A 24,369-nucleotide genomic window follows, 5' to 3' on the forward strand; every position below is an offset into this window, starting at 1 on the left:
CTTACTTAATTCCTAACTTAGCGTTGTATTCTTTCAAAGTTTCCAATACGTTTACACGTACATGGATAAAGTTTTCGATGCCTGCGGCTTTCAGGTCTTCCATGCAAGCCGGAGCACCTGCTACGATAAACATGGCGCGTCCGTTGAGCGCTTTGAATGCCGGAACAGCATATTCGGCATATTCATCATCGCTCGAGCAAATCACTACGATGTCGGCACCTGCTTTCATTGCAGCTTCTACACCTTCTTCTACAGTGGGGAAGCCCAAGTTGTCAATCACTTCATAACCTGCACAAGCCAGGAAGTTACAAGAGAACTGTGCACGTGCCTGACGCATAGCCAGATTGCCTATGGTGAGCATAAATGCTTTCGGACGTTTGCCTGAGCGTTCGGTTTGCAGGCGAAGTGTTTCAAATTCGCTGGCGGCACGGTTGAAGTTCAGTGTTGCGATAGGTTTCTCGCAACTGTTGCCGGAGCAGCAGCATTGTGCTTCGACCGGATTCTTTTCGCCTGCTTTTTCGTTGAAGTTAGGGAATTGGTTGGTGCCGAGCAATACTTCTTTGCGTTTGGAAACAGCATCATGGCGGGCCTTGTTGCTTGCATTGACGGCTTCCTGCACCTTGCCGGCTTTGACAGCTTCCAGCATACCGCCTTCTTCTTCCACATTGAGGAACAAGTCCCATGCTTGTTTGGCGATGGAGACAGTCAGGTTTTCGATAAAATAAGAACCGGCAGCCGGGTCGACTACCTTATTAAAATGACATTCTTCTTTTAACAGTAATTGTTGATTGCGTGCAATGCGTTCCGAGAAATCATCCGGAGTCTTGTAAGTCTTGTCAAACGGAGTGACGGTAATAGAGTTTACACCGGCCAAGGCTGCACTCATTGTTTCTGTCTGGGTGCGGAGCAAGTTTACGTGAGCGTCAAACAGAGTCAGGTTAAAAGTAGATGTTTCTGCATGGGCAATCATTTTGCAAGCACATTCACATTCGGGTTTATATTCGTTCACGATGTTGGCCCATAACATGCGTCCTGCGCGGAATTTGGCGATTTCGAGGAAGTAGTTGGAGCTGATACCGAAGTTGAATTTGATTCTTTTTGCAGCCGATGTAGCCGGAACTCCCGCCTCTATCAGTTTGTTCAGATATTCATTACCCCATGCCAATGCGTATCCCAACTCTTGTGAAATATAAGACCCTGCATTGTTTAACTCTACTGCGTTAACGCAGATGCAACGATACTTGGGCAATGGAGCCAGAACGTCTACCAATTCCTTGGCAATAGCAGCGAAATTGCTCAGGTCTTTGCCTTTTGCCATCATCTTGCCCATCGGGTCATAGTTGACAGAACCTTGCAGTTGAGTCAAGTCATAACCTTGCTTTTGGAAATATTCCACCAATAATTTAGCCAGTTCCACGGTATGTCCCTGACAGGTAGAGAAGTTCAGCTCTACGCATTCGGCACAAATACCGTTCAGCAATGTTTCAATGTATTCGGCATTCAAGTCTTTTGCATTGACCTTGAAACCAAGGGAGTCTATACCTTTATTCAGAATGTCGAGTGCTTTTGCATTTGCTTCTTTCGGGCATTCCACTTGGATATCTTGACGCACCAGCCAGGTGTTGTCATCCTTTTTTATACCTCTCACATAAGGGAACTGTCCGGGCAGCCCTTCTGTTGTTTTTAAACCTTCCAAGTCTTCCTGACGGTAGAAAGGTTTCACTTTAAAGCCTTCATTGGTTTTCCAAACCAGTTTCTTTTCAAAGTCAGCACCTTTCAGGTCTGCTGTAATCTTTTCCATCCACGCTTCCGTAGAAACGCCGGGAAAATCTGAAAAGAGTTTCTCTTTACTATCTGCCATAGTTTATTTGGTATTAATATTTAAGTTAGTAATATCTTGTATCTTGTTCAAGTGTTCGGGCAAATATAGTAATTCCTTTTAAATAGATTCCCTTTTTTACTTATTTTCGCAGCAAGCAACTGCTGATTTCTGTCATTTTGTTAAGGAAAGAAGTAGGTAACTGTGGGGTTTGCTATGTGGATATTGCAAAATAAATCATGCAGGTGAAATAATTATGCCCGGATTATTGGGCTGAGTGGAATGAATTTGCTAATTTTGCGGCAATTTTTAAAACACATTAAATATTATGGATTGGTTACAAAATCTATTTACTGATGAAAACTCGATTGCACACATAGTGCTGCTATATTCTTTTGTGATAGCAGTGGGTGTGTTACTCGGAAAGATTAAGATTTTCGGGGTGTCACTGGGTGTAACCTTCGTCTTGTTTACCGGTATTGTCTGTGGGCATTTCGGTTTTACGGGAAACACGCAGATTTTGACATTCTTGCAAGATTTCGGACTTATTTTGTTCGTCTTTTGCATTGGTCTTCAGGTGGGACCGTCTTTTTTCTCTTCTTTCAAGAAGGGTGGTGTTGCCATGAACCTGATAGCGATTGGCATTGTTTGTCTGAACGTTGCAGTTGCCCTCGGATTGTATTATGGGTTGAACGGACGTATCGAATTGCCCATGATGGTGGGTATTCTTTGCGGTGCGGTTACGAATACGCCCGGACTTGGTGCTGCCAACGAAGCTTTGTCGCAACTGAGCTATAACGGCCCGCAGATAGCCATGGGGTATGCTTGTGCTTATCCGCTTGGTGTGTTGGGTATTATCGGTTCTATCATTGCCATTCGTTACATTTGCCGTGTTAATCTGAAAAAAGAAGAAGAAGCTATTGCCAGGGAAGAGGCGGCTAACCCTCATCTTACTCCCAGAATGATGCATCTTGAAGTGCATAATGAGGCGTTGGAAGGGAAGACATTACTCCAGGTAAAAGACTTTATGGGACGTGATTTTGTATGTTCCCGCATTCTTCAGAACGGACATGTGAGTATTCCGAACCGTGATACTGTTTTTCACATCGGTGACCAGTTGTTTGTGGTTTGTGCCGAAGATGATGCCGAAGCTATCATCGCTTTCATTGGTCCGAAGATTGAAGTAGACTGGGAGAAGCAGGATACTCCGATGGTATCGCGCCGTATCTTGATTACGCAGCCCAAAATGAACGGTAAGCAACTGGGTGAGTTTCATTTCAGCAGTATGTATGGAGTAAATGTGACCCGTGTGAATCGTTCGGGTATGGATATCTTTGCTTCACGAAACCTGACTCTTCAGGTAGGTGACCGTGTCATGGTGGTAGGTGCACAGGATGCAGTAGAGCGTGTTGCCGGTTTGATGGGTAACTCGTTGAAACGCCTTGACCATCCTAATATCGTGACTATATTCGTAGGTATCTTCCTTGGAATCCTGTTCGGCAGTCTGCCCATTGCATTCCCCGGCATTCCTACTCCGGTGAAATTAGGTCTTGCCGGTGGTCCGTTGATTGTATCTATTTTGATCGGACGTTTCGGTTATAAGATGAAGCTGGTCACTTACACCACGATGAGTGCCAACCTGATGTTGCGTGAAATCGGTATCGCCCTGTTCCTTGCCAGTGTGGGCATCAAGGCGGGAGCCAATTTTGTGAGCACGGTGGTAGACGGTGACGGATTATTATATGTAGGTTGCGGATTCTTGATAACGGTTATACCTTTATTGATAATGGGTGCCGTAGCCCGTTTCCATTATAAGATGAACTATTTTATGCTGATGGGTCTTATTGCAGGTAGTAACACCGACCCCCCTGCATTGGCTTACTCCAATCAGACAGCGGGAAACAATGCGCCGGCAGTAGGATATTCTACCGTTTATCCGGTGTCCATGTTCCTTCGCATCCTGACAGCCCAGTTGCTGATATTGATATTGGCTTCATAACTTTTAGTGAGTGAAAATATAGTCAGGCACGGATTACGCGGAAAACACGGTTCTTTCTTTTTACGGACAGACTGTGGGCTCCGTGTCATCCGTGCCTGATTTGCTTTATTATAATAACAAAGAAAAAGAATAAATATGATTTCAGTAGATGGATTGACCGTCGAGTTTGGCGGAACCACCTTGTTTAGTGACATTTCTTTCCAGATAAACGAGAAAGACCGTATTGCCCTGATGGGAAAGAACGGTGCAGGCAAGTCTACCTTGTTGAAGATTTTGGCGGGTGTCCGTCAGCCTTCCCGCGGAAAAGTGACTGCCCCCAAGGATTGTGTAGTCGCTTATCTTCCACAGCATTTGATGACGGAGGACGGTCGTACGGTTTTTGAGGAGGCTTCTCAGGCTTTTGCCCATCTTCATGCCATGGAAGCGGAGATTGAGGCCATTAACAATGAGTTGGCTACGCGTACCGATTACGAGAGCGATTCTTATATGGAACTTATCGAGAAAGTTTCTACCATGAGCGAGAAGTTTTATGCCATCGATCTTACCCATTTTGAGGAAGATGTGGAAAAAGCGTTGCTCGGGCTGGGATTCACGCGCGAAGATTTCAACCGGCAGACCAGTGATTTCAGCGGCGGATGGCGTATGCGCATCGAGTTGGCGAAACTGCTCCTGCAGAATCCTGATGTTCTTCTTCTTGACGAGCCGACCAATCATCTTGATATCGAGTCCATACAATGGTTGGAAGATTTTCTGATAACAAGTGCAAAGGCTGTCATTGTCATCAGTCACGACCGTAAGTTTGTGGATAACATCACTACGCGCACCATCGAAGTAACCATGGGACGTATCTATGACTATAAAGTGAACTATTCGCAATATCTTGTCCTTCGTAAAGAACGCCGCGAGCAACAGATGAAACAATACGAAGAGCAGCAGAAAATGATTCAGGAGACAAAAGACTTTATCGAACGCTTCAAAGGAACTTATAGCAAGACATTGCAAGTGCAAAGCCGTGTCAAGATGCTCGAAAAGCTGGAGCTGGTGGAAGTGGATGAGGAAGACACTTCGGCGCTTCGCCTTAAGTTTCCCCCATCACCCCGAAGTGGAAATTATCCGGTTATTATGGACGGGGTAGGCAAGACGTATGGCGACCACGTAGTGTTCAGCAATGCGTCTCTCACTATCGAGCGCGGTGATAAAGTGGCTTTTGTGGGAAAGAACGGTGAGGGTAAGTCTACGCTGGTGAAATGTATCATGAAGGAGATAGAGCACGAAGGAACACTCACACTGGGACATAATGTTCAGATCGGCTACTTTGCACAGAATCAGGCTTCGCTGCTGGATGAAAACCTGACGGTCTTTCAAACCATCGATGATGTGGCTAAAGGTGAAATCCGTAATAAGATTCGTGACTTGCTGGGAGCTTTCATGTTTGGCAGTCCCGAGGCTTCGATGAAGAAGGTTAAGGTACTTTCGGGAGGTGAACGCACCCGTCTGGCAATGATAAAGTTACTTCTTGAACCGGTCAATCTGCTGATTCTCGATGAGCCTACCAATCACCTCGACATGAAGACAAAAGATATCTTGAAACAGGCTTTGCTTGATTTTGACGGTACGCTTATCGTGGTATCCCATGACCGTGATTTCCTTGATGGGCTGGTGAGCAAGGTGTATGAATTCGGCAACAAGAAAGTGAAAGAGCATCTTTGCGGCATCTATGAATTCCTGGAAACGAAGAAGATGGAAAGCTTGCAAGAGCTTGAAAAGAAATAATGTAAAAGTCACATTGTATCGCCTCCTGCTGCTTAACCGCGGCCAAAGGGAAGATTAAGTCGTTTCCTGCTGTCGGTCAAGGGCTTTTAAACGGAAGATTACTACAGTCTCCGGCAGCGGACTGTACAGTCCACCGTAGTAGACCATACAGTCTCCGGTAATAGACTGTACAGTCCATTGCCGAAGACTATAATACTTCGACTGATAAAAGGGGGTAATCTAACGGATGAGAATGCTTGTTACGGCTGATGAAAGGACATACTTCATTAGCTGTTTCTTTATTCTTGTATGCAAGTCCTCGGTTAGGATAGAACTGTTCCGGTGTTGGTCAAGCTGAAGTTAAAATAATCGGAAAGCGGTGGCAGCAGATTCACGATACATTGATTACCTGCTGCCACCGCTTCCGGTCTATTGATGTATTATCTGTTTTTATACATACTTTCGTAATACTTCTGATAATCACCGCTGGTTACATTTTCCACCCAAGCTTGATTCTCCAGATACCATTGTATTGTTTTCACGATGCCCACTTCAAATTTTGTTTCAGGATACCAGCCCAGTTCCTTTGTAATCTTTTCGGGGTCGATGGCATAACGCTGGTCATGTCCCAAACGGTCTTTGACGAACGTAATCAGTGACTCGTTAATCCAGTCAATGCTGATTTCGCCGTTCTCTTTCCGTTCCTTCTTCTTTAATACCTTGCGATATTCGGGATTTTCGGTCATCATCTGATGGATGGTGGCAATGGTAAGCTTGACTATTTCTATATTTTGCTTTTCATTATGTCCGCCTACATTGTAAACTTCTCCGTTGCGTCCCCGGCGTACCACTAAATCGATGGCTTTGCAATGGTCTTCCACATACAGCCAGTCGCGCACATTGCTTCCGTCGCCGTAGACAGGAAGCTTCTTGCCTTCCAGAATGTTCTTGATGATAAGCGGAATCAGTTTCTCGGGAAAATGATAAGGACCGTAGTTGTTGGAACAACGGGTGATGGTGACAGGCATCTTGTATGTATCACGATATGCCATTACAATCATGTCGGCACTTGTCTTTGAGGCGCTGTAAGGGCTGTGAGGGCAAAGCGGTGTTTCTTCTGTAAAGAAACCTTCGGCTCCCAGACTGCCATATACTTCATCGGTAGACACCTGATGATAGCGCACGTCTTTGCGCCAAGTGGGATATCCGTGTTCGTCCTTACCGGTGACCCATGCACGGCGGGCAGCATCCAGCAGGTTTTGTGTGCCGAGGATGTTGGTCTGTAAAAACAGTTGCGGATTCTCAATGCTGCGGTCTACGTGGCTCTCGGCAGCAAAGTTCACTACATAATCAAACTTATATTCAGCAAAGAGCTGGTCTGCAAGTGCTTGGTCACAGATATCTCCTTTTACAAAGAAGCAACGTTCATTATCAATGTCAGATGCGATGGTTCCCAGATTTCCGGCGTAGGTCAGGGCGTCAAGGACAACGACCTTGATATCGTCATGCTTGGCCAAAATGTACTTTAAATAGTTGGCGCCGATAAATCCGGCAGCTCCTGTAACGAGATAAGTCTTCATATTTTTAGTTATTACTGTTTTTGTGGGGCAAAGTTCGGAAAGATTTTCTTACTATCCAACTTATTCTGCCAATTCTATTACTTCTAAATCTTTAAATTCTCCTTGGTCTATTACAAAACGCACCAGTGTGCGAACGGTGTGGAAACCTGATTTGCCTGCTGCTCCCGGATTGATGTGCAGCAGGCCGAGAGTCTTGTCATATTTCACTTTCAGGATGTGAGAATGCCCGCTGATGAATAATTGGGGCGGCTTTACAAACAGGCTGCCGCGGATGGACGGGTCGTAATTGCCCGGATAACCGCCGATGTGCTTCATCAGTACTTCTGCACCGTCGACGGTAAAACGGTTTATCTGTGGATAAAGTTTACGGATTTCCTGTCCGTCGATATTTCCGTATACGGCACGAAAGGGTCGGAAGGCAGCTAACCGTTCGGCAACTTCCACCGAGCCGATGTCGCCTGCATGCCAAATCTCGTCACATTCCTCAAAGTATTTTAAATATTTATCGTCCCAATATGAATGAGTATCCGATAATAATCCAATTCTAGTCATTGTTTGTTTGTTTATTTCCAACAAAGGTACTATATTTGACACAAATCTTAGCATATTATGGAGAGCAAATATCATTATTTTAAACGTGATATCAGTTGGTTGTCATTTAATCATCGGGTATTACTGGAGGCCGATGATGACTCCCTTCCGCTATATGAGCGAATAAATTTTGTTTCAATATATTCTTCCAATCTCGAAGAGTTCTATAAGATACGTGTGGCAGAACATAAAGCGATTGCTTCGGGCGGTCACAGTGATGATATTACTCAGGAAGAGGCAAAACATCTTATTCATCAGATAACCGAGGTGGTGAATGAGCAGATGGAAGACCGTATTCGCATTTATGAACGCAAGCTGATTCCTGCTTTGCGTGAACAGCAGCATGTGGTGTTTTACCAAAGCAAGCAGGAGGTGGAGCCCGTGCATACGGAGTTCATCAGGAACTTCTTCAAAGAGGAGATTTTTCCTTATTTGCAGCCCGTGCCTGTATGTAAGAATCGCATCAAGACTTTTTTGCGTGACAACCGTCTTTATCTTTCGGTGCGTGTCATCCGTCGTGACACCGATGAGAAGGAATATTATATCATCAAACTGCCATATAGCAAAGTGCCCCGTTTCATCGAGCTTCCCCGGGTGGGTGAGTATTTCTATCTGATGTATATGGAGGATATCATCAAGGCAAATATTGACCGTATGTTTCCCGGCTATGAGTTGGATTGCAGCTATTGTTGCAAGATATCGCGTGATGCCGATATTTTTGTCGATGATGCCGAAAGTTCTGAAAAGATGGTAGAGCAACTGAAAAAGAAGGTGAAGAAGCGCAAGATAGGGGCGGTATGTCGTTTTGTGTATGACCGCAAGATGCCTGTGGACTATCTGGAATTCCTTGTGGATGCCTTTGACATCAATCGCGATGAGCTGGTTCCGGGTGACAAGCATCTCAACCTTGAAGACTTGTCGCATTTGCCCAATCCTAATCGTGGTAATGAAGCACCGGTCAAGCCGGTACCCATGAAACTGAATTATCTGGATGAAAAAGAATCCATCTTCCGATATGTCAATAAGCGTGATTTGCTGTTGCACTTTCCCTATCATTCGTTTGACCATTTTATCCATTTCCTTTACGAAGCGGTGCACGACCCTTCTTGCAAAGAGATTATGATTACCCAGTATCGGGTGGCAGAAAACTCGGAGGTTATCAATACGCTGATAGCTGCTGCACAAAACGGTAAGCAGGTGACTGTCTTTGTGGAGCTGAAGGCACGTTTTGATGAAGAAAATAATTTGGCGACGGCCGAACTGATGGAGAAAGCGGGAATACACATTATATATAGTATTCCGGGACTGAAAGTGCATGCGAAGGTGGCATTGGTGCTTCGCCGCAACAAGGAAGGAAAGCAAGTGCGCAGCTATGCTTATATCAGTACGGGGAATTTTAATGAGAAAACGGCAACGGTATATGCCGATTCGGGTTTGTTTACTTCGAATGAAGTAATTGTCAATGACTTGCATACGCTTTTCCGTGTGTTGCGTAAGGAGGTGGCTGAACCGAAATTCAAACGTCTGCTGGTGGCACGGTTCAATCTGTTGCCGGAGTTGCGCAGGCGGATTGGTTATGAAATAAATATGGCGAAAGCCGGAAAAGAGGCACATATCATTTTGAAAATGAATGCACTGCAAGACCCGGCTATGATTGATGAACTCTATAAGGCGAGTGAAGCGGGGGTGAAGATTGATTTGATAGTCCGTGGTATCTGCTGTTTGATACCCGGCCAGGCATACAGCAAGAATATCCGTATCACCCGTATAGTGGACAGCTTCTTGGAGCATGCCCGTATCTGGTACTTCCTGAACGGTGGGAAACCGCTTCTTTTCATGGGGTCGCCGGACTGGATGAGGCGTAATCTGTATCGGCGGATAGAGGCGGTGACTCCTGTCATGGACGAAGAGTTGAAACAGGAGATGATTGATATGCTTCATATCCAGTTGAGGGATAACCAAAAGGCAGGATGGGTGGATGAGAACTTAAAGAATGTGCTGAAAAAGAATCCGAATGAAGAACCGGTACGCGCCCAATATGCATTTTATGAGTATCTGAAAGAGAAGAATGACCGTAATCGGCTGTAGTCCGGTGAATTCTTCATTTGCGGTGGATGGCATGAATCTCCAATATTTTGCTGTTTTCGGGCGAGCAAACCTCGCCCGAAAACAGTTTGCTTTGTGCATTACTTCCAAGGCCGTGACCGTTGGTTTGGTCTGGACATATTTTCCAAGGTCTTTTTGAGTGTTATTTTTGGATTCCCAGTTTCAGCTTGACAAACTCTTTGATAAACTGCACAGTTCCGTCTATTCCCAATACCGATGAGTCAATGCACAGGTGGTAGGTTTCTGCAGCTCCCCATGTTTTATAGCTGTAATAATTATAATAGGAAGAGCGTTTCTTATCGGCTTTCTCCATTAACTCTTCGGCAGCCTCCGAAGGTATGTTGTGGATTCTCATCAGCCGCTCTATTCGCGCCTCTTTTGAAGCAGATACAAATACATTGACACATCGCGGATGGTCGCGAAGGATATAATCGGCGCATCTTCCCACAAAAAGGCAGGACTGTCTTTCGGCCAACTCGCGTATCACATCACTCTGAATTTTGAACAGTGAATCATTGCTCAGACAGCTTCCATAGGGGATGGCACCGTCACTGATAAAAGGAAAACGAGTACCAAACAGACCGCCGATGATGCTTTGTGAAGCGCGCTCATCGGCTTTCTCGAAGAACTCCTTACACAATCCGCTCTCATCGGAAGCAAGTTTTATCAATTCTTTATCATAGAAGGCGATACCGAATTCTTTTGCCAGCTTCTCGCCTATTTCTTTACCACCACTGCCTAGCTGACGGCCTAGGTTTATGACATAATTCTCGTTCATAGTCGTAATAAATTAGTGAGTATATCGGCAAATATAATTATTTAATTTGAAACTTGCTTCTGTGCATGAGACTTAAAAATCTGAAATTGCCGATAAAGCATGACGGCTGCCACGATGCTGGCTGCCAAGTCGGAAATCGGCATGCTCATCCATATTCCTTTTGAACCCCAGAACATGGGTAAAATAATGATGCAAGGTAACAGGAAAAGCAATTGGCGGGTAAGGGACAGGAAGATAGCCTTGGATGCCATTCCGATACTTTGGAAAAAGTTGGAAGTAACCATCTGAAAACCGATAATGGGGAAAAACATGACTACGATACGCAGTCCGGTGGCCGAACGCTCAATCAATCCTTCGTGGGTGGTAAAGGCGGATACAGCCAGTTCGGGCATCAGTTCGCCTACAAGGAATCCGCTGGTGGTGACAAGGGTGGCTCCGTAGATGGTCAGTTTTAATACTTGGTTAACCCGATGGTATTGACGGGCACCGAAATTGTATCCGGCAATGGGTTGCATGCCTTGATTGAGACCCATCACAATCATGACAAACAAGAATACGATACGGTTTACAATACCGAAAGCGCCAATGGCAAGGTCACCATCATATTCTTTCAATCCTTTGTTGATAAAGATGACAATGAAGCAGGCTGCCAAATTCATCAGGAAAGGAGACATACCGATGGCAATGGTGTTTTTTACGATGCTGCCGCGCAATTTGTAAATGCCGTGGCGCAGATGGAGCAATTCGTTTTTGTTGGTGAAGGTTTTGAACTGCCATGTCAATGAAATGATTTGTGCCAGGATAGTGGCAATCGCCGCACCTTCAATACCCCATTTGAATATATAAATGAAGATAGGGTCGAGCAGTGTATTGATGATAACGGTGGTGATGGTGGCTATCATTGCCTTTTGCGGATGTCCGGATGCCCGAAGCAAAGCGTTCAATCCGAGGTACATGTGTGTCACCACATTACCTAAAAGGATGATGTACATGTAGTCGCGGGCGTATGAAATAGTGTCTGCACTGGCTCCGAAGAAATAGAGAATAGGGTCGAGGAAGAGGAGTGTGAGGATGGTGAAGCCGATGCCGATAATGAGATTCAGGGTGATGACATTGCCCAGAATATGTTGGGCGGTATCATAGTCTTTTTGTCCCAATCGGACAGACACAAGTGTGGAAGCACCTACGCCTACCAGCGAACCGAAGGCGGCTGCCAGATTCATAAGAGGGAAAGTAATTGCCAATCCTGAAATAGCCAAGGGACCCACTCCGTGTCCGATAAAGATACTGTCTACCATGTTGTAAAGTGATGAGGCGGTCATTGCGATAATTGCGGGGATTGCGTATTGCATCAATAATTTTCCAATCCGTTCTGTGCCTAGTTCTGTTGCTGTTCCTGCTTTAGCCATATTCTTTACTTTTTACCTGTTTAATTCTGAAATTCGTTGCAAAGGTACGCAAAAATTGAGCTTGAGGGAAAAGATTATGTATCTTTGCGATGAAAAAAAATAATAAGTAAGAGTTGCTAAGATGAATTTTAAGAGTAGAATTATAATAGGTTGCCTGCTTGGGGTATGCACATTGCAAGTATCGGCGGAAAAGACTTATAAGTATCGTATCAATCTTCGTGATAAGGCAGAAACTGCTTACTCTGTCGGCAGTCCGCAAGCTTATCTTTCCGAGCGCGCCTTGGAACGCCGGGAACGGCAGGGGTTGAAGGTGGATGAAACAGACTTGCCGGTGTGCCGTACTTATATTGACGCCATTATCGGTAAGGGTGCCTCTGTGGTGACAAAAAGTAAATGGAACAATACAGTGGTGGTAGAAGTGGTCGACACCACCTTGATAGAACAAATAGCGAGGCTGCCTTTTGTCACGAAAACAAAGAAGGTATGGACTTCTCCCGACAGTATTCCGGCTCGTAACCCGGAGCGCAGGAAAGAGGTGACGAACAAGTTTTCGAAAACAGATAATTATTACGGTCAGGCTTACCGGCAGATTGCGGTTCACCGGGGAGACAGCCTCCATGCCGCAGGGTTCAAGGGGGAAGGAATGCAGATTGCAGTCATCGATGCAGGTTTTTATAATGCCGACGAGATGAAGTTTTTCAAGAAAATGCATCTTTTGGGTATTCGTGACTTTGTAAATCCGCAGTCGGATATTTATGCCGAGAACTATCACGGCATGAAAGTGTTATCGTGTTTGGCTGCCAACCAACCGGACGTATTGGTAGGGACCGCACCCGAAGCCTCATATTGGTTGCTTCGCAGTGAAGACGATGATACGGAGCAGCCGGTGGAGGAAGATTACTGGGCAGCGGCTTTGGAATTTGCCGATAGCGTGGGAGTCGATGTGGTGAATACTTCGTTGGGTTATTATGAGTTTGACGATAAAACGTGTAATTATCGTTATCGTGACTTGGACGGGCATTATTCTCTGATGTCACATTCGGCTTCGATGGCTGCCGATAAAGGACTGGTAGTGGTGTGCAGTGCCGGCAATTCCGGTCGCGGTACTTGGAAGAAGCTGACTCCTCCGGGAGATGCGGAGAATGTCATTACTGTGGGTGCCATGGATAAAAATCTGGTGAATGCAGATTTCTCTTCTGTCGGTAATACGGCAGACGGTCGCGTAAAACCTGATGTAATGGCAGTGGGGGTAAGTTCTGCGGTGGCCGGAAATGACGGGACAGTGTCGCGTGCCAATGGAACTTCGTTTGCATCGCCCACATTTTGCGGACTGGTGGCTTGTTTCTGGCAGGCATGTCCGTGGCTCACGGCAAAGGAGGTGATAGAAGCGGTACGTCGTTCGGCAGACCGGGCAGATGCTCCCGATAATATTTATGGCTATGGCGTTTCAAATATTTGGAAAGCTTATCAAACGGAATTAAAGAAAAGAAAATAATGGATGCACATCCTCTGTCTTTATATGAACTGAATGCGCTGGTAAAGCGCAGTATTACCTCTTGTATGCCCGATACTTATTGGCTGCAGGCGGAACTGAGCGATGTGCGCAGCAACTACTCCGGTCATTGTTACCTTGAATTTGTGCAAAAAGAGCCGAGAGGAAACAATCTGATAGCCAAGGCACGGGGAACGATTTGGAATAATGTGTATCGCCTGCTGAAACCTTACTTTGAGGAAGAGACCGGACAGGCATTTGTGGCGGGTATCAAGGTATTGGTGGAAGTATCGGTGGAGTTTCACGAACTTTATGGTTATTCGCTGACCGTACTCAATATCGACCCCACCTATACATTGGGAGACATGGCGCGTCGCCGGCGTGAAATATTGAAACAGTTGGACGAAGAAGGCGTCCTTACCTTGAATAAAGAGTTGGAACTCCCTTTGCTCACTCAGCGGATTGCTGTCATTTCATCGGCCACGGCAGCAGGTTACGGAGATTTCTGTAATCAGTTGGAACATAATCCGTATGGCTTTGTATTCTATCCGCGTCTTTTTCCTGCCGTCATGCAGGGTGACAGGGTGGAGGAGACAATCATTGCGGCTCTCGATACCATCAATGCGCGGCGCGATGATTGGGATGTGGTGGTCATTATCCGGGGAGGCGGTGCCACTTCCGATCTTTCGGGCTTTGATACATACGACCTGGCGGCAAATTGCGCGCAGTTTCCGTTGCCTGTCATTACCGGCATCGGTCATGAACGCGACGATACTGTTCTTGACAGTGTATCGCATACACGTGTAAAAACTCCGACAGCTGCTGCCGAGTTTCTCATCAACCATCTGCGCAGCACGGCCGAAACGCTGGAAGATTATGCTTCGTCCATTCTTTATGCGGTCACTACCCAGATGGAGAGGGAAAAGACAAGACTCACCCGCCTGGTGGAACGTATACCGATGCAAACCCGGATGCGCTTACGCGAAGAACGTTATCGGCAGGAACGTGTAATCAGGCAGATGGAAGTCAATTTGCAATCCCGGTTGATGAGGGAAAGTCATCGGTTGGAATTGGTTGAGAAGCAATTGGGCAGTCTGTTGCAGAAGAAACTGACGGAAGAGAATCATCGTCTCCGGTTCCTGGAGCAACAGATAAAGGCAGCCTCGCCCGAACATCTGCTGAAACGCGGTTACAGCATTACCCTTAAAGAAGGCAAAGCAGTCACGGATGCCTCCTGCCTGAAGGGGGGCGACAAACTCGTCACCCGTTTTGCAAAAGGAGAAGTAGAAAGTATAGTAATCACCGATAAATAACATTCAAAGTATATGGCAGCAAAGAAACAGACATACGAACAGGCCATGAAGCGCCTTGAAGAGATAGTAACCCGCATCGATAGCAATGAACTGGATATCGACAGTCTGGGCGAAAGCCTTAAGGAGGCGCAGGAACTCATTAAGTTCTGTCGTGAGAAGCTTTATAAGGCTGACGGAGAAATCAAGAAAATATTGGAAGAGGAAGATAAATGATAAACAATTCTTTTCATTTGGTTGGAATTTGCAAATATAAACCTTAATTTTGCTCGCAATCGTAAATAATAACATTAAAAGCATACACAATGAAAGAGATTGATTGGGCGAATCTGTCCTTCGGTTATATGAAGACAGATTATAATGTACGTTGTTACTATCGCGACGGTGCATGGGGAGAATTGGAACTTTGTTCGGAAGAAACATTGAACATTCACATGGCAGCCACTTGTCTGCATTATGGACAGGAAGCTTTTGAAGGATTGAAAGCGTATCGCGGTAAGGACGGTAAAATCCGTATTTTCCGTCCGGAAGCCAATGCACAGCGTTTGCAGAGTACATGTAACGGTATACTGATGCCTGAATTGCCGACAGAGACTTTTCTTGCAGCAGTGAAGAAGGTGGTGAAAGCCAATGAGCGTTTCATTCCGCCATATGAAAGCGGCGCTTCTCTTTATATCCGTCCGTTGCTTATCGGTACAGGTGCACAGGTAGGTGTACATCCTGCCAACGAATATATGTTTGTGGTATTCGTAACTCCCGTCGGGCCTTATTTTAAGGGAGGTTTCTCTACTAATCCGTACGTTATCATCCGTGAGTTTGACCGTGCGGCTCCTTATGGAACCGGTCGTTACAAGGTAGGTGGAAACTACGCCGCCAGTCTGCGTGCCAATAAGAAAGCACATGACTTGGGCTACTCTTGCGAGTTCTATTTGGATGCCAAAGAAAAGAAATACATCGATGAGTGCGGTGCCGCCAACTTCTTTGGTATCAAAAACAATACGTATATCACTCCGAAATCATCTTCCATCCTGCCTTCCATTACTAACAAGAGCTTGATGCAACTGGCAGAGGATATGGGTATAAAAGTGGAATGCCGTCCTGTTCCCGAAGAAGAACTGGAGACTTTCGAAGAAGCGGGTGCTTGCGGAACAGCAGCCGTTATCAGCCCCATTCAGCGAATTGATGATTTGGAAAACAACAAATCGTATGTTATCTCGAAAGATGGTAAACCGGGACCGATTTGTACTAAGCTGTACACAAAGTTGCGTGCCATTCAGTATGGTGATGAACCTGATACTCATAACTGGGTTACTATTCTCGATTAATAGATAAAGAATAATAAGGTTTGCAAGCGAATTGCAAGCCTTATTTTTTTCTCTTTCTTAGATATTCCCTACCTTTGCCCGACAAAACAATAATCATAAGAATTTGCATGGGAAAAGGAAAACTGGAGAAATTTGCAGATATGCGTGACTACCCGCACGTGTTTGAATATCCCTATTCGGTGGTCGATAATGTTCCGTTTGAGATGAAAGGGAACTGGAATCGTGACTTTTTTAAGAATGATAACCCGATTGTGCTTGAACTGGGATGCGGACGCGGGGAATATACCGTGGGATTGGGACGTATGTATTCTGATAAGAACTTTATCGGAGTAGACATAAAAGGAGCCCGTATGTGGACAGGCGCCACAGATGCGCTGAAAGCAGGCATGAAGAATGTGGCATTTCTGCGTACCAATATTGAAATTATCGAACGCTTCTTTGCTCCCGGCGAGGTAAGTGAAATCTGGCTCACCTTCTCTGACCCTCAGATGAAGAAGGCTACCAAACGGCTCACTTCTACTTATTTTATGAACCGTTATCGCAAGTTCTTGAAACCGGACGGATTAATTCATTTGAAGACAGACAGCAATTTTATGTTCACTTACACTCGCTATATGGTGGAGGAGAATCGTCTTCCCGTCGAGTTCCTGACCGAAGATTTGTATCATTCGGGACTTGTGGACGATATCTTGGGCATTCGCACTTATTATGAACAACAATGGCTGGACCGTGGTTTGAATATCAAATATATGAAGTTCCGTTTGTCGCAGGAAGGAGAGTTGCGCGAACCCGATGTGGAAATAGAGCTGGACGAGTATCGCAGTTACAACCGCAGCAAGCGAAGCGGTTTGCAAACAAGTAAATAATAAATATGTAAATTATGACCTTATATCCGAAATTGATTTTAGACGCTCTGGCAACGGTGCGTTATCCCGGAACGGGAAAGAATTTGGTTGAAGCGGAGATGGTTGCCGACAATCTCCGTATTGACGGAATGTCTGTCAGTTTCTCTCTGATATTTGAGAAGCCCACCGACCCGTTTATGAAATCTATGTTGAAGGCTGCCGAAACAGCTATTCATACTTATGTATCTCCTGATGTTCAGGTAACTATCTCTACGGAGAGCCGTCAGGCGGCACGCCCCGAACCGGGAAAGATGCTTCCTTTGGTGAAGAATGTTATTGCTGTTTCCTCAGGCAAAGGAGGGGTAGGTAAATCTACCGTAGCTGCCAATCTTGCAGTAGCATTGGCTAAGTTGGGTTATAAAGTAGGTTTGCTGGATGCCGATATATTCGGTCCTTCCATGCCTAAAATGTTTCAGGTGGAAGATGCACGCCCATACGCCGAGCAGATTGACGGACGCGATTTGATTATTCCGATTGAGAAGTATGGCATCAAACTTCTTTCCATAGGTTTTTTTGTAGATCCCGACCAAGCGACTTTGTGGCGCGGCGGCATGGCAAGCAATGCCTTGAAGCAATTGATAGGTGATGCTAATTGGGGTGAATTGGATTATTTCATTCTTGATACTCCTCCGGGCACCAGCGATATTCATCTTACTTTGGTACAGACACTTGCCATTACGGGAGCTGTGATTGTCAGCACACCACAGCAAGTAGCACTGGCTGATGCGCGTAAGGGTATTAATATGTATACCAATGATAAGGTGAATGTGCCTATTCTCGGATTGATAGAGAATATGTCATGGTTTACTCCTGCCGAACTGCCCGAAAACAAATATTATCTGTTTGGCAGAGAAGGTGCGAAGCAGTTGGCAGAAGATATGAATGTTCCTTTGCTGGGGCAGATTCCTATCGTACAGAGTATTTGTGAGAATGGTGATAAGGGTACTCCTGCTGCTTTGGACGAAACGACTATCACGGGACGTGCTTTCTTGGAATTGGCGGAAAATGTAGTGAAACAGACAGAGAAGCGTAATGCCGAGCAAGCACCGACACATATTGTAGAGTTGAAAAAGTAACGATGCATTGAACTTTTACAGGAGAATATGCTGGAGGTAAGCTTATTGCTATGGGCACATTCTCCTGTTTATTTTCATTTTTTATATTCTTTAATTTTAAATGGAAGTCTGTTTTGTACTTTCTTTTGAAATGAATAACCATTTAATCTAGTACTATGTATAAAATATTTCATGGCTTCGCTTTGGTGGAAGCCTATCAAAATTTGAAGAAAGCTAAACGTTTAGCTGAAAATAAAAGTGTATCACGGTTTGTGAAGCTGGCAATAGCCATTGTTGTATCTCTTGTATTATGGTGTCTGCCTATCGAAATCTTCGGGGTGGAGGGGCTGACTGTTATTGAACAAAGATTAATTTCCATATTTATTTTTGCAACGTTTATGTGGGTGTTCGAGGCAGTTCCGGCATGGACTACTTCTGTGCTGATTGTAGTTTTATTGTTACTCACTGTTTCGGACAGCAGCCTATGGTTCTTCGTGCAAGGTATTCCTGCTGAGGAATTGGGAAAAGCAGTGAAGTATAAATCCATTATGCACTGTTTTGCCGACCCTATTATTATGCTTTTCATTGGTGGATTTATTTTGGCGATTGCCGCTACTAAGAGTGGATTGGATGTGTTGTTGGCACGTGTTATGCTACGGCCTTTCGGTACTCAGTCGCGCTACGTGTTATTAGGTTTTATTTTGGTGACTGCAGTGTTTTCTATGTTTCTCAGTAACACTGCCACGGCTGCCATGATGTTGACCTTTTTGACTCCTGTGCTGAAAGCACTTCCGGCTGATGGAAAAGGAAAAATTGGTTTGGCTATGGCTATTCCGGTTGCTGCTAATGTGGGCGGTATGGCTACTCCTATTGGTACTCCGCCCAATGCTATTGCATTGAAGTATTTGAATGACCCTGAAGGTTTGAATCTGAACATAGGTTTCGGTGAGTGGATGGGATTCATGCTGCCTTATACTATTGTGGTATTATTCATTGCTTGGTTTATTTTGTTGCGATTATTCCCTTTCAAGCAGAAGACTATTGAGTTGCATATAGAAGGTGAAGCAAAAAAAGATTGGCGTTCTATCTTGGTTTATATTACTTTTGCCGTAACGGTACTTTTGTGGATGTCGGACAAGTTTACGGGAGTCAATTCAAATGTAGTAGCCATGATACCTGTGGCAGTGTTCTGTGTAACAGGAATCATAACAAAGAGAGATTTGGAAGAAATCAGTTGGAGTGTGCTTTGGATGGTGGCAGGAGGTTTTGCATTAGGTGTTGCTTTGCAAGAAACAGGTTTGGCTCAACACATGATTGAGGCTATTCCGTTTAACACTTGGCCTCCTATATTGATGATTGTCGGTTCCGGTCTTATTTGCTATGCAATGGCCAATTTTATTTCTCATACGGCTACTGCTGCTTTGTTAGTCCCCATTTTGGCAATTGCAGGTGTCAGTATGCGTGAAAATTTGTTGCCTTTAGGTGGTGTGGAAACGTTGCTTATCGGTATTGCCATAGGTTCTTCCTTAGCCATGGTACTTCCTATATCTACTCCTCCCAATGCTTTGGCACATGCCACCGGCATGATTCAGCAAAAGGATATGGAGAAAGTGGGTATTATAATGGGAATCATAGGACTGATATTAGGATATTCCATGTTGACCGTGTTGGGATCAAATAACCTGTTGTAAGAGACGTTATTCTACATATTGAGATGTCAGATATCAAAGAGGATGTACTTCACATTTTGAAGTACACCCTCTTATGAATGATAGATTTCTTTATTGTAACTTGAAAATAATCGGAACAGTATATCCTACGCGTACAACTTTACCTCTTTGTTTTCCGGGTTTCCACTTGGGCATGGAATTGACCACTCGTAATGCTTCATCGTTGAGCAATGGGTTACCACCTTTTATAATTTGGGGATTACTGATTGAACCGTCTTTTTCTACAACAAACTTAACAGATACCTTTCCTTCCACTTTCTGAGCTTTTGCCTTTTCCGGATATTCGGTATTAGCCATGAGGAATTTTAAACAAGCCCCCATACCACCGGGAAATTCAGGCATTTCTTCTACAATCTGAAATAGTTGGTTTTCATCGAAATCGGAGCCGGATTGAGCTTGCGTTGCATTGCTTTTGGTATTACCCTTAGCTGTACTCATTGCTTTCTGATAACCTTTGCCGTCTAATGAAAATATAACAGGGACAGTGTAGGATACTCTTACTTCCTTACCTCTTTGTTTACCCGGTTTCCACTTGGGCATGGAGTTAACCACTCTCAATGCTTCTTCATTGAATACCGGGTTGTCAGCTCTTACGACTTTGGCATCCGTAATGCTTCCGTCTTTTTCGATAACGAACTTAACCGATACTTTGCCTGATATTTTATCTCTCTTGGCTTGTTCGGGATACTTGGTGTTATCCATAAGGAACTTTAGACATCCTTGCATTCCGCCATCAACGAATTCAGGCATTACCTCAACAATGGTAAATATCTGATCGTTGTCTTGGTAAACTGCTGGTGTGTCTACAGCTCCGGGTTTGGGTGTTTGGATGGCTGCTACCGTTTCGACCACCTCATTGGTGATACGTTCGGTAGTCCGTGCCACCGTTTCAATGTTGCTGACCAAGAGTAGAGCAGCGGTCAGCGGTGCAAACAGGGCATACTTGATACGACCTGCTGTGCGGGTTCTTCTTTTGTTCATCATAATAATGCGTTTTTTTAAATGTAATAAGTTGAAGTTATTATATAAACCGGTTTGTTTGTGTTGGTTGGCAAGTCCCAGCAAATGATACTGGTACTGTTGCCTGTTGGTTCCCGACTCCATGACCGTGTGGTCGGCAAGGTATTCCAAATTCAGCCTGATTTCACCTTTCAACAGCCACATGAAAGGATTCATCCAACAGATGATATTCACTACCTCACTGGCAATGACATCAATGGAATGGAGCTGACGTGTATGAGTCAGTTCATGTGTCAGGATTTCCTGTCTCTCATTTTCTTTCAGCTCCGGAAGATAGATAAAAACCCAATGCCAGAATGAGAAAGGATTGTTCGGATAAGGAAGGTTTTTTATCCGAATTCCATTTACTGTTTCTTCCTTACTTATCAAAGAGAGCCGGAAGATGCTGAGCAATTGGATGATGAACCGGGCGGAGAGCAGCGCTACTCCGATAAAATATACCCATGTAAACAAGGTCATTAGCGTGGGAGTAGGAGCAGTAACCGCGGTGGTTGCTATTTCATTATTTGTGTTTGTGTTGCCAGTGATTAAAAGTGTATAATAGTCTGTCAGTTCATATATGGCAGGCTGTTCTTTTATCCATGTCTGTATGTTGAGCAATGGGTAAAGGAAAGAAAGCGTAAGAAAGCTGAGCAGAGCAATCCGACGCCACTTAAAGAATGTGTCGCTGCCGCAAAACAGTTTGTAGAAAGCATAGAATAAGGCAATGCCTACATTCACTTTCAGCATGTAGATAAGTTCGGGAGTCATAGTATTGACTTGTTGATGAGGTTATTTTTCTTTTCCTTTTTCTATCAGGTTGATAATGTCTTTCAAGTCATCTGCCGAAATCTTTTGTTCTTTGGCAAAGAAAGACACCATCTCCTTGTAAGAGTTGGCAAAGTAGTTCTGTACTACTCCTCCCATGAATGTACGCTTGTATTCGCTTTGTTTTATCAATGGAGTATATTGGTAGGTGTTTCCAAAGCGTTGAGCAGCCACATAACCTTTACGCTTCAGGTTGTTGACAATGGAAGCGACTGTGGTGTATGGCGGTTTGGGATCAGGAAATTTTGAAACAATTTCTTTAACAAAGCAATCTCCTATGCTCCAAATGTAGAGCATCACTTCTTCTTCTTGTATTGTTAGTTTTTCCATAAGTATATGAATTAATTACGATGTTTTCGCAAACTTACGAAATTATCGTAATCAATCAATGCAAGGAGGGTTAATTAATGCAAAGAGGGTGCATTAAATTAGTGATTGTCTATTTCCGTACCGGTGAGACAGTCCGGCGGGATGCCTGGACAGCTCTACTTATGGTTTGTTGTGCTGAGGATTAGCTCATTTGTTGCATATCGCACAGTTTTTTGTAGTATCCGTCCATGGCTAATAAGTCTTCGTGCTTGCCGCGTTCCACAATGCGTCCTTCGTGTAAAACGCAGATTTCATCTGCATTGCGGATGGTGGACAACCGGTGTGCAATGGCAATGGTTGTTCTGTTTTTCATTAATTTCTCCAAAGCGTCCTGCACCATTCGTTCGCTTTCGGTGTCAAGGGCCGAAGTAGCTTCATCCAAAATGAGGATAGGCGGATTTTTCAGGATTGCCCGGGCAATGCTGATACGTTGCCGCTGACCGCCCGAAAGTTTACCGCCCCGATCGCCAATCATGGTGTCGTAACCATTTTCGCTTGCCATGATGAAATCGTGTGCATTGGCTATCTTGGCAGCTTCAATCACTTGTTCCATGGTGGCATTCTCCACACCGAAGGAGATATTGTTGTAGAAAGTGTCATTAAACAGAATAGCTTCCTGATTTACATTTCCCATAATGCTGCGCAAGTCGTGCAGTGTAGTATCCTTTACATTGATACCGTCTATCAGGACTGCACCCTGTTGTACATCGTAATAACGGGGAATAAGGTCTACCATGGTTGATTTTCCTGAGCCCGACTGTCCGACGAGTGCTACCGTTTTCCCTTTTTCTATGGTGAGGTTGATGTCTTGCAGCACCCATTGGTTTTCGTATTTGAAGCAGACATCGCGGAATTCTATTTTCTCCTTCAGCGGACCGACGGGAACAGGGTTCGGACTTATCTTCATCTTATTTTCCGCCATCAGGATTTTGTCTACACGTTCCATGCTGGCAAGCCCTTTGGGAATATTGTAGCCTGCCTTTGAGAAATCCTTCAGCGGGTTGATAACACTGTAGAGGATGGTCAGGTAAAAGATAAAAGAAGGCGCGGTGATGGTGCTGTTATTGTGTAATATCAGCGTACCTCCGAACCACAATACGATGACAATGAGTATCGTTCCCAGAAACTCACTCATCGGGTGTGCCATTTGCTGGCGGATGTTGACGTGGTTGATGGTGTTGCGGTATAGGTTGTTGGATTCGGTGAAGCGGGTGTTCATTTTCTTTTCTGCGTTGAAAGCCTTGATGATGCGCAGACCACCGAGTGTTTCTTCAAGTTGTGACATTAAGTCACTCCATTGTCCTTGGGCGATGAGCGAGCCGCGTTTCAGTTTCTTTCCTACTGTTCCCATTACCCAGCCCATGATGGGCACGATGGCAATGGTAAATAAGGTGAGTTGCCAGCTGATAATAATAAGTGTAGTGAAATAAGAGATAATAAGAATAGGATTCTTGAGCAACATGTCCAATGAGGACATGATGGAGTTTTCTATCTCGTTCACATCGCCGCTCATGCGGGCAATGATGTCACCTTTCCTTTCTTCCGAAAAGAAGCCGAGAGGAAGGCTGAGCAGCTTCTTATAGAGCTGAACCCGGATATCGCGGACAATGCCGGTACGAATGGGAATCATGGTAGCGGAAGAGAGGAAATAACATCCTGTCTTCAGGAAGGTCATGCACGCCATGAACAGTCCCAACAGCAACAGGGTGGTGCTGGGACCGTATTGATTGATGAGCTCTGTGATATAATATTGGAAGTTGTTGATGACGATGTCCTTGATGGAAGCATCCGAACTCCACGGCATAAAAGTATAAGTGGCTTTCTCCATCTGAAACAGGATGCTCAGTATGGGCACGATGAGTGAGAAGGAGAAGATGTTTAAAACGGCTGATAATATATTGAATAGAGTACTTAAAGCTAGGTACTTCTTATAGGGAGGTACGAACCGACGGAGTATCTGTATAAATTCTTTCATGTTTAATCTGTTGATTGATGGGCGCAAAGGTAGTAAAAAGCCATGAATAAAACGGAGGAAAGTGATAAAAGATGGGAGGGAGGGGGAAAAATCTGTCTGAAGGCGTACCAAAAATCCGGAGTAACTGTTATCCTATTTACTGTAAGAGGGTATTCAAAACTAAAACGGCCTATCGAATCGTCAACTGTAGGGGCAGGGTTTGCCTGCCCGAACCAACGGTCACAACTTTGGGAGTAATATGCAAAGCAAACTGTTTTCGGACGAGCGAACCTCGCCTCTACCGGCAAAATAACATTATTATCAATGCTTTGCCCCCTGAAAAGTTATAGATTGTAGCTGATAAATAT

At 44.7% G+C, this 24,369-nt stretch carries 18 protein-coding genes; 10 read left to right on the forward strand and 8 right to left on the reverse strand.

Features of this window, described 5'->3' with window-relative positions; translation table 11 throughout:
- Position 1: 1 nt before the first annotated feature.
- Positions 2-1,861, reverse strand: coding sequence for a methylmalonyl-CoA mutase small subunit (mutA, locus tag HMPREF1534_RS18195; RefSeq protein ID WP_005935664.1), 1,860 nt, complete (start codon positions 1,859-1,861; stop codon positions 2-4).
- 286 nt (positions 1,862-2,147) lie between these two features.
- Here mutA and HMPREF1534_RS18190 point away from each other — a divergent pair, with 286 nt between their 5' ends.
- Both HMPREF1534_RS18190 and HMPREF1534_RS18185 read left to right on the forward strand, forming a co-directional pair.
- Complete coding sequence (locus tag HMPREF1534_RS18190; protein WP_005935667.1) at positions 2,148-3,818, forward strand: putative transporter; 1,671 nt, start codon at positions 2,148-2,150, stop codon at positions 3,816-3,818.
- 135 nt (positions 3,819-3,953) lie between these two features.
- Positions 3,954-5,591, forward strand: coding sequence for an ABC-F family ATP-binding cassette domain-containing protein (locus HMPREF1534_RS18185; RefSeq protein WP_005935670.1), 1,638 nt, complete (start codon positions 3,954-3,956; stop codon positions 5,589-5,591).
- Positions 5,592-6,010: 419 nt separating this feature from the next.
- Here HMPREF1534_RS18185 and rfbB read toward each other — a convergent pair whose 3' ends face one another.
- Positions 6,011-7,150 (reverse strand): dTDP-glucose 4,6-dehydratase, encoded by a 1,140-nt coding sequence (gene rfbB / locus HMPREF1534_RS18180; RefSeq protein ID WP_005935672.1) that lies wholly within the window; start codon positions 7,148-7,150, stop codon positions 6,011-6,013.
- 60 nt (positions 7,151-7,210) lie between these two features.
- Complete coding sequence (locus HMPREF1534_RS18175) at positions 7,211-7,702, reverse strand: metallophosphoesterase family protein (protein WP_005935675.1); 492 nt, start codon at positions 7,700-7,702, stop codon at positions 7,211-7,213.
- 57 nt (positions 7,703-7,759) lie between these two features.
- Here HMPREF1534_RS18175 and HMPREF1534_RS18170 point away from each other — a divergent pair, with 57 nt between their 5' ends.
- Positions 7,760-9,829, forward strand: coding sequence for an RNA degradosome polyphosphate kinase (locus HMPREF1534_RS18170; protein WP_005935678.1), 2,070 nt, complete (start codon positions 7,760-7,762; stop codon positions 9,827-9,829).
- 160 nt (positions 9,830-9,989) lie between these two features.
- On the opposite strand, the gene HMPREF1534_RS18165 is transcribed toward HMPREF1534_RS18170, so the two are convergent.
- Positions 9,990-10,625, reverse strand: coding sequence for a cytidylate kinase-like family protein (locus tag HMPREF1534_RS18165; RefSeq protein WP_005935680.1), 636 nt, complete (start codon positions 10,623-10,625; stop codon positions 9,990-9,992).
- Between the two features lie 41 nt (positions 10,626-10,666).
- Entirely contained in the window at positions 10,667-12,034 is a 1,368-nt protein-coding gene (locus HMPREF1534_RS18160) for an MATE family efflux transporter (protein WP_005935683.1), read from the reverse strand.
- 121 nt (positions 12,035-12,155) lie between these two features.
- Here HMPREF1534_RS18160 and HMPREF1534_RS18155 point away from each other — a divergent pair, with 121 nt between their 5' ends.
- From HMPREF1534_RS18155 to HMPREF1534_RS18125, 7 genes are all read left to right on the forward strand, one after another.
- Complete coding sequence (locus HMPREF1534_RS18155) at positions 12,156-13,529, forward strand: S8 family peptidase (RefSeq protein ID WP_005935686.1); 1,374 nt, start codon at positions 12,156-12,158, stop codon at positions 13,527-13,529.
- The gene (xseA, locus tag HMPREF1534_RS18150; RefSeq protein WP_005935689.1) at positions 13,529-14,839 is read left to right on the forward strand and encodes an exodeoxyribonuclease VII large subunit; all 1,311 of its coding nucleotides are present in this window, start codon (positions 13,529-13,531) and stop codon (positions 14,837-14,839) included. The genes HMPREF1534_RS18155 and xseA overlap by 1 nt, the downstream gene beginning before the upstream one ends.
- A 12-nt stretch (positions 14,840-14,851) precedes the next feature.
- Positions 14,852-15,052, forward strand: a complete 201-nt coding sequence (gene xseB / locus HMPREF1534_RS18145; RefSeq protein WP_005935692.1) for an exodeoxyribonuclease VII small subunit — start codon at positions 14,852-14,854, stop codon at positions 15,050-15,052.
- A gap of 89 nt (positions 15,053-15,141) precedes the next feature.
- Positions 15,142-16,161, forward strand: coding sequence for a branched-chain amino acid aminotransferase (locus HMPREF1534_RS18140; protein ID WP_005935695.1), 1,020 nt, complete (start codon positions 15,142-15,144; stop codon positions 16,159-16,161).
- A 107-nt stretch (positions 16,162-16,268) separates the two neighbouring features.
- A complete protein-coding gene (trmB, locus tag HMPREF1534_RS18135) occupies positions 16,269-17,027 on the forward strand; it encodes a tRNA (guanosine(46)-N7)-methyltransferase TrmB (RefSeq protein ID WP_005935698.1) in 759 nt (252 codons plus the stop codon).
- A gap of 14 nt (positions 17,028-17,041) precedes the next feature.
- Complete coding sequence (locus HMPREF1534_RS18130; protein WP_005935701.1) at positions 17,042-18,142, forward strand: Mrp/NBP35 family ATP-binding protein; 1,101 nt, start codon at positions 17,042-17,044, stop codon at positions 18,140-18,142.
- Positions 18,143-18,297: 155 nt separating this feature from the next.
- Positions 18,298-19,812 (forward strand): SLC13 family permease, encoded by a 1,515-nt coding sequence (locus HMPREF1534_RS18125; RefSeq protein ID WP_005935704.1) that lies wholly within the window; start codon positions 18,298-18,300, stop codon positions 19,810-19,812.
- 90 nt (positions 19,813-19,902) lie between these two features.
- Here HMPREF1534_RS18125 and HMPREF1534_RS18120 read toward each other — a convergent pair whose 3' ends face one another.
- From HMPREF1534_RS18120 to HMPREF1534_RS18110, 3 genes are all read right to left on the reverse strand, one after another.
- Positions 19,903-21,621 carry a M56 family metallopeptidase gene (locus HMPREF1534_RS18120; protein ID WP_005935706.1) on the reverse strand — a complete coding sequence of 573 codons (1,719 nt, stop codon included), beginning with the start codon at positions 21,619-21,621 and terminating at the stop codon, positions 19,903-19,905.
- A 21-nt stretch (positions 21,622-21,642) separates the two neighbouring features.
- Entirely contained in the window at positions 21,643-22,008 is a 366-nt protein-coding gene (locus tag HMPREF1534_RS18115; protein WP_005935708.1) for a BlaI/MecI/CopY family transcriptional regulator, read from the reverse strand.
- A 181-nt stretch (positions 22,009-22,189) separates the two neighbouring features.
- On the reverse strand, positions 22,190-24,022 hold the full coding sequence (locus HMPREF1534_RS18110; RefSeq protein ID WP_005935711.1) for an ABC transporter ATP-binding protein: 1,833 nt from the start codon (positions 24,020-24,022) through the stop codon (positions 22,190-22,192).
- Positions 24,023-24,369 lie beyond the last annotated feature (347 nt).

Source organism: Phocaeicola massiliensis B84634 = Timone 84634 = DSM 17679 = JCM 13223 (assembly GCF_000382445.1).
Classification (GTDB): Bacteria; Bacteroidota; Bacteroidia; order Bacteroidales; family Bacteroidaceae; genus Phocaeicola; species Phocaeicola massiliensis.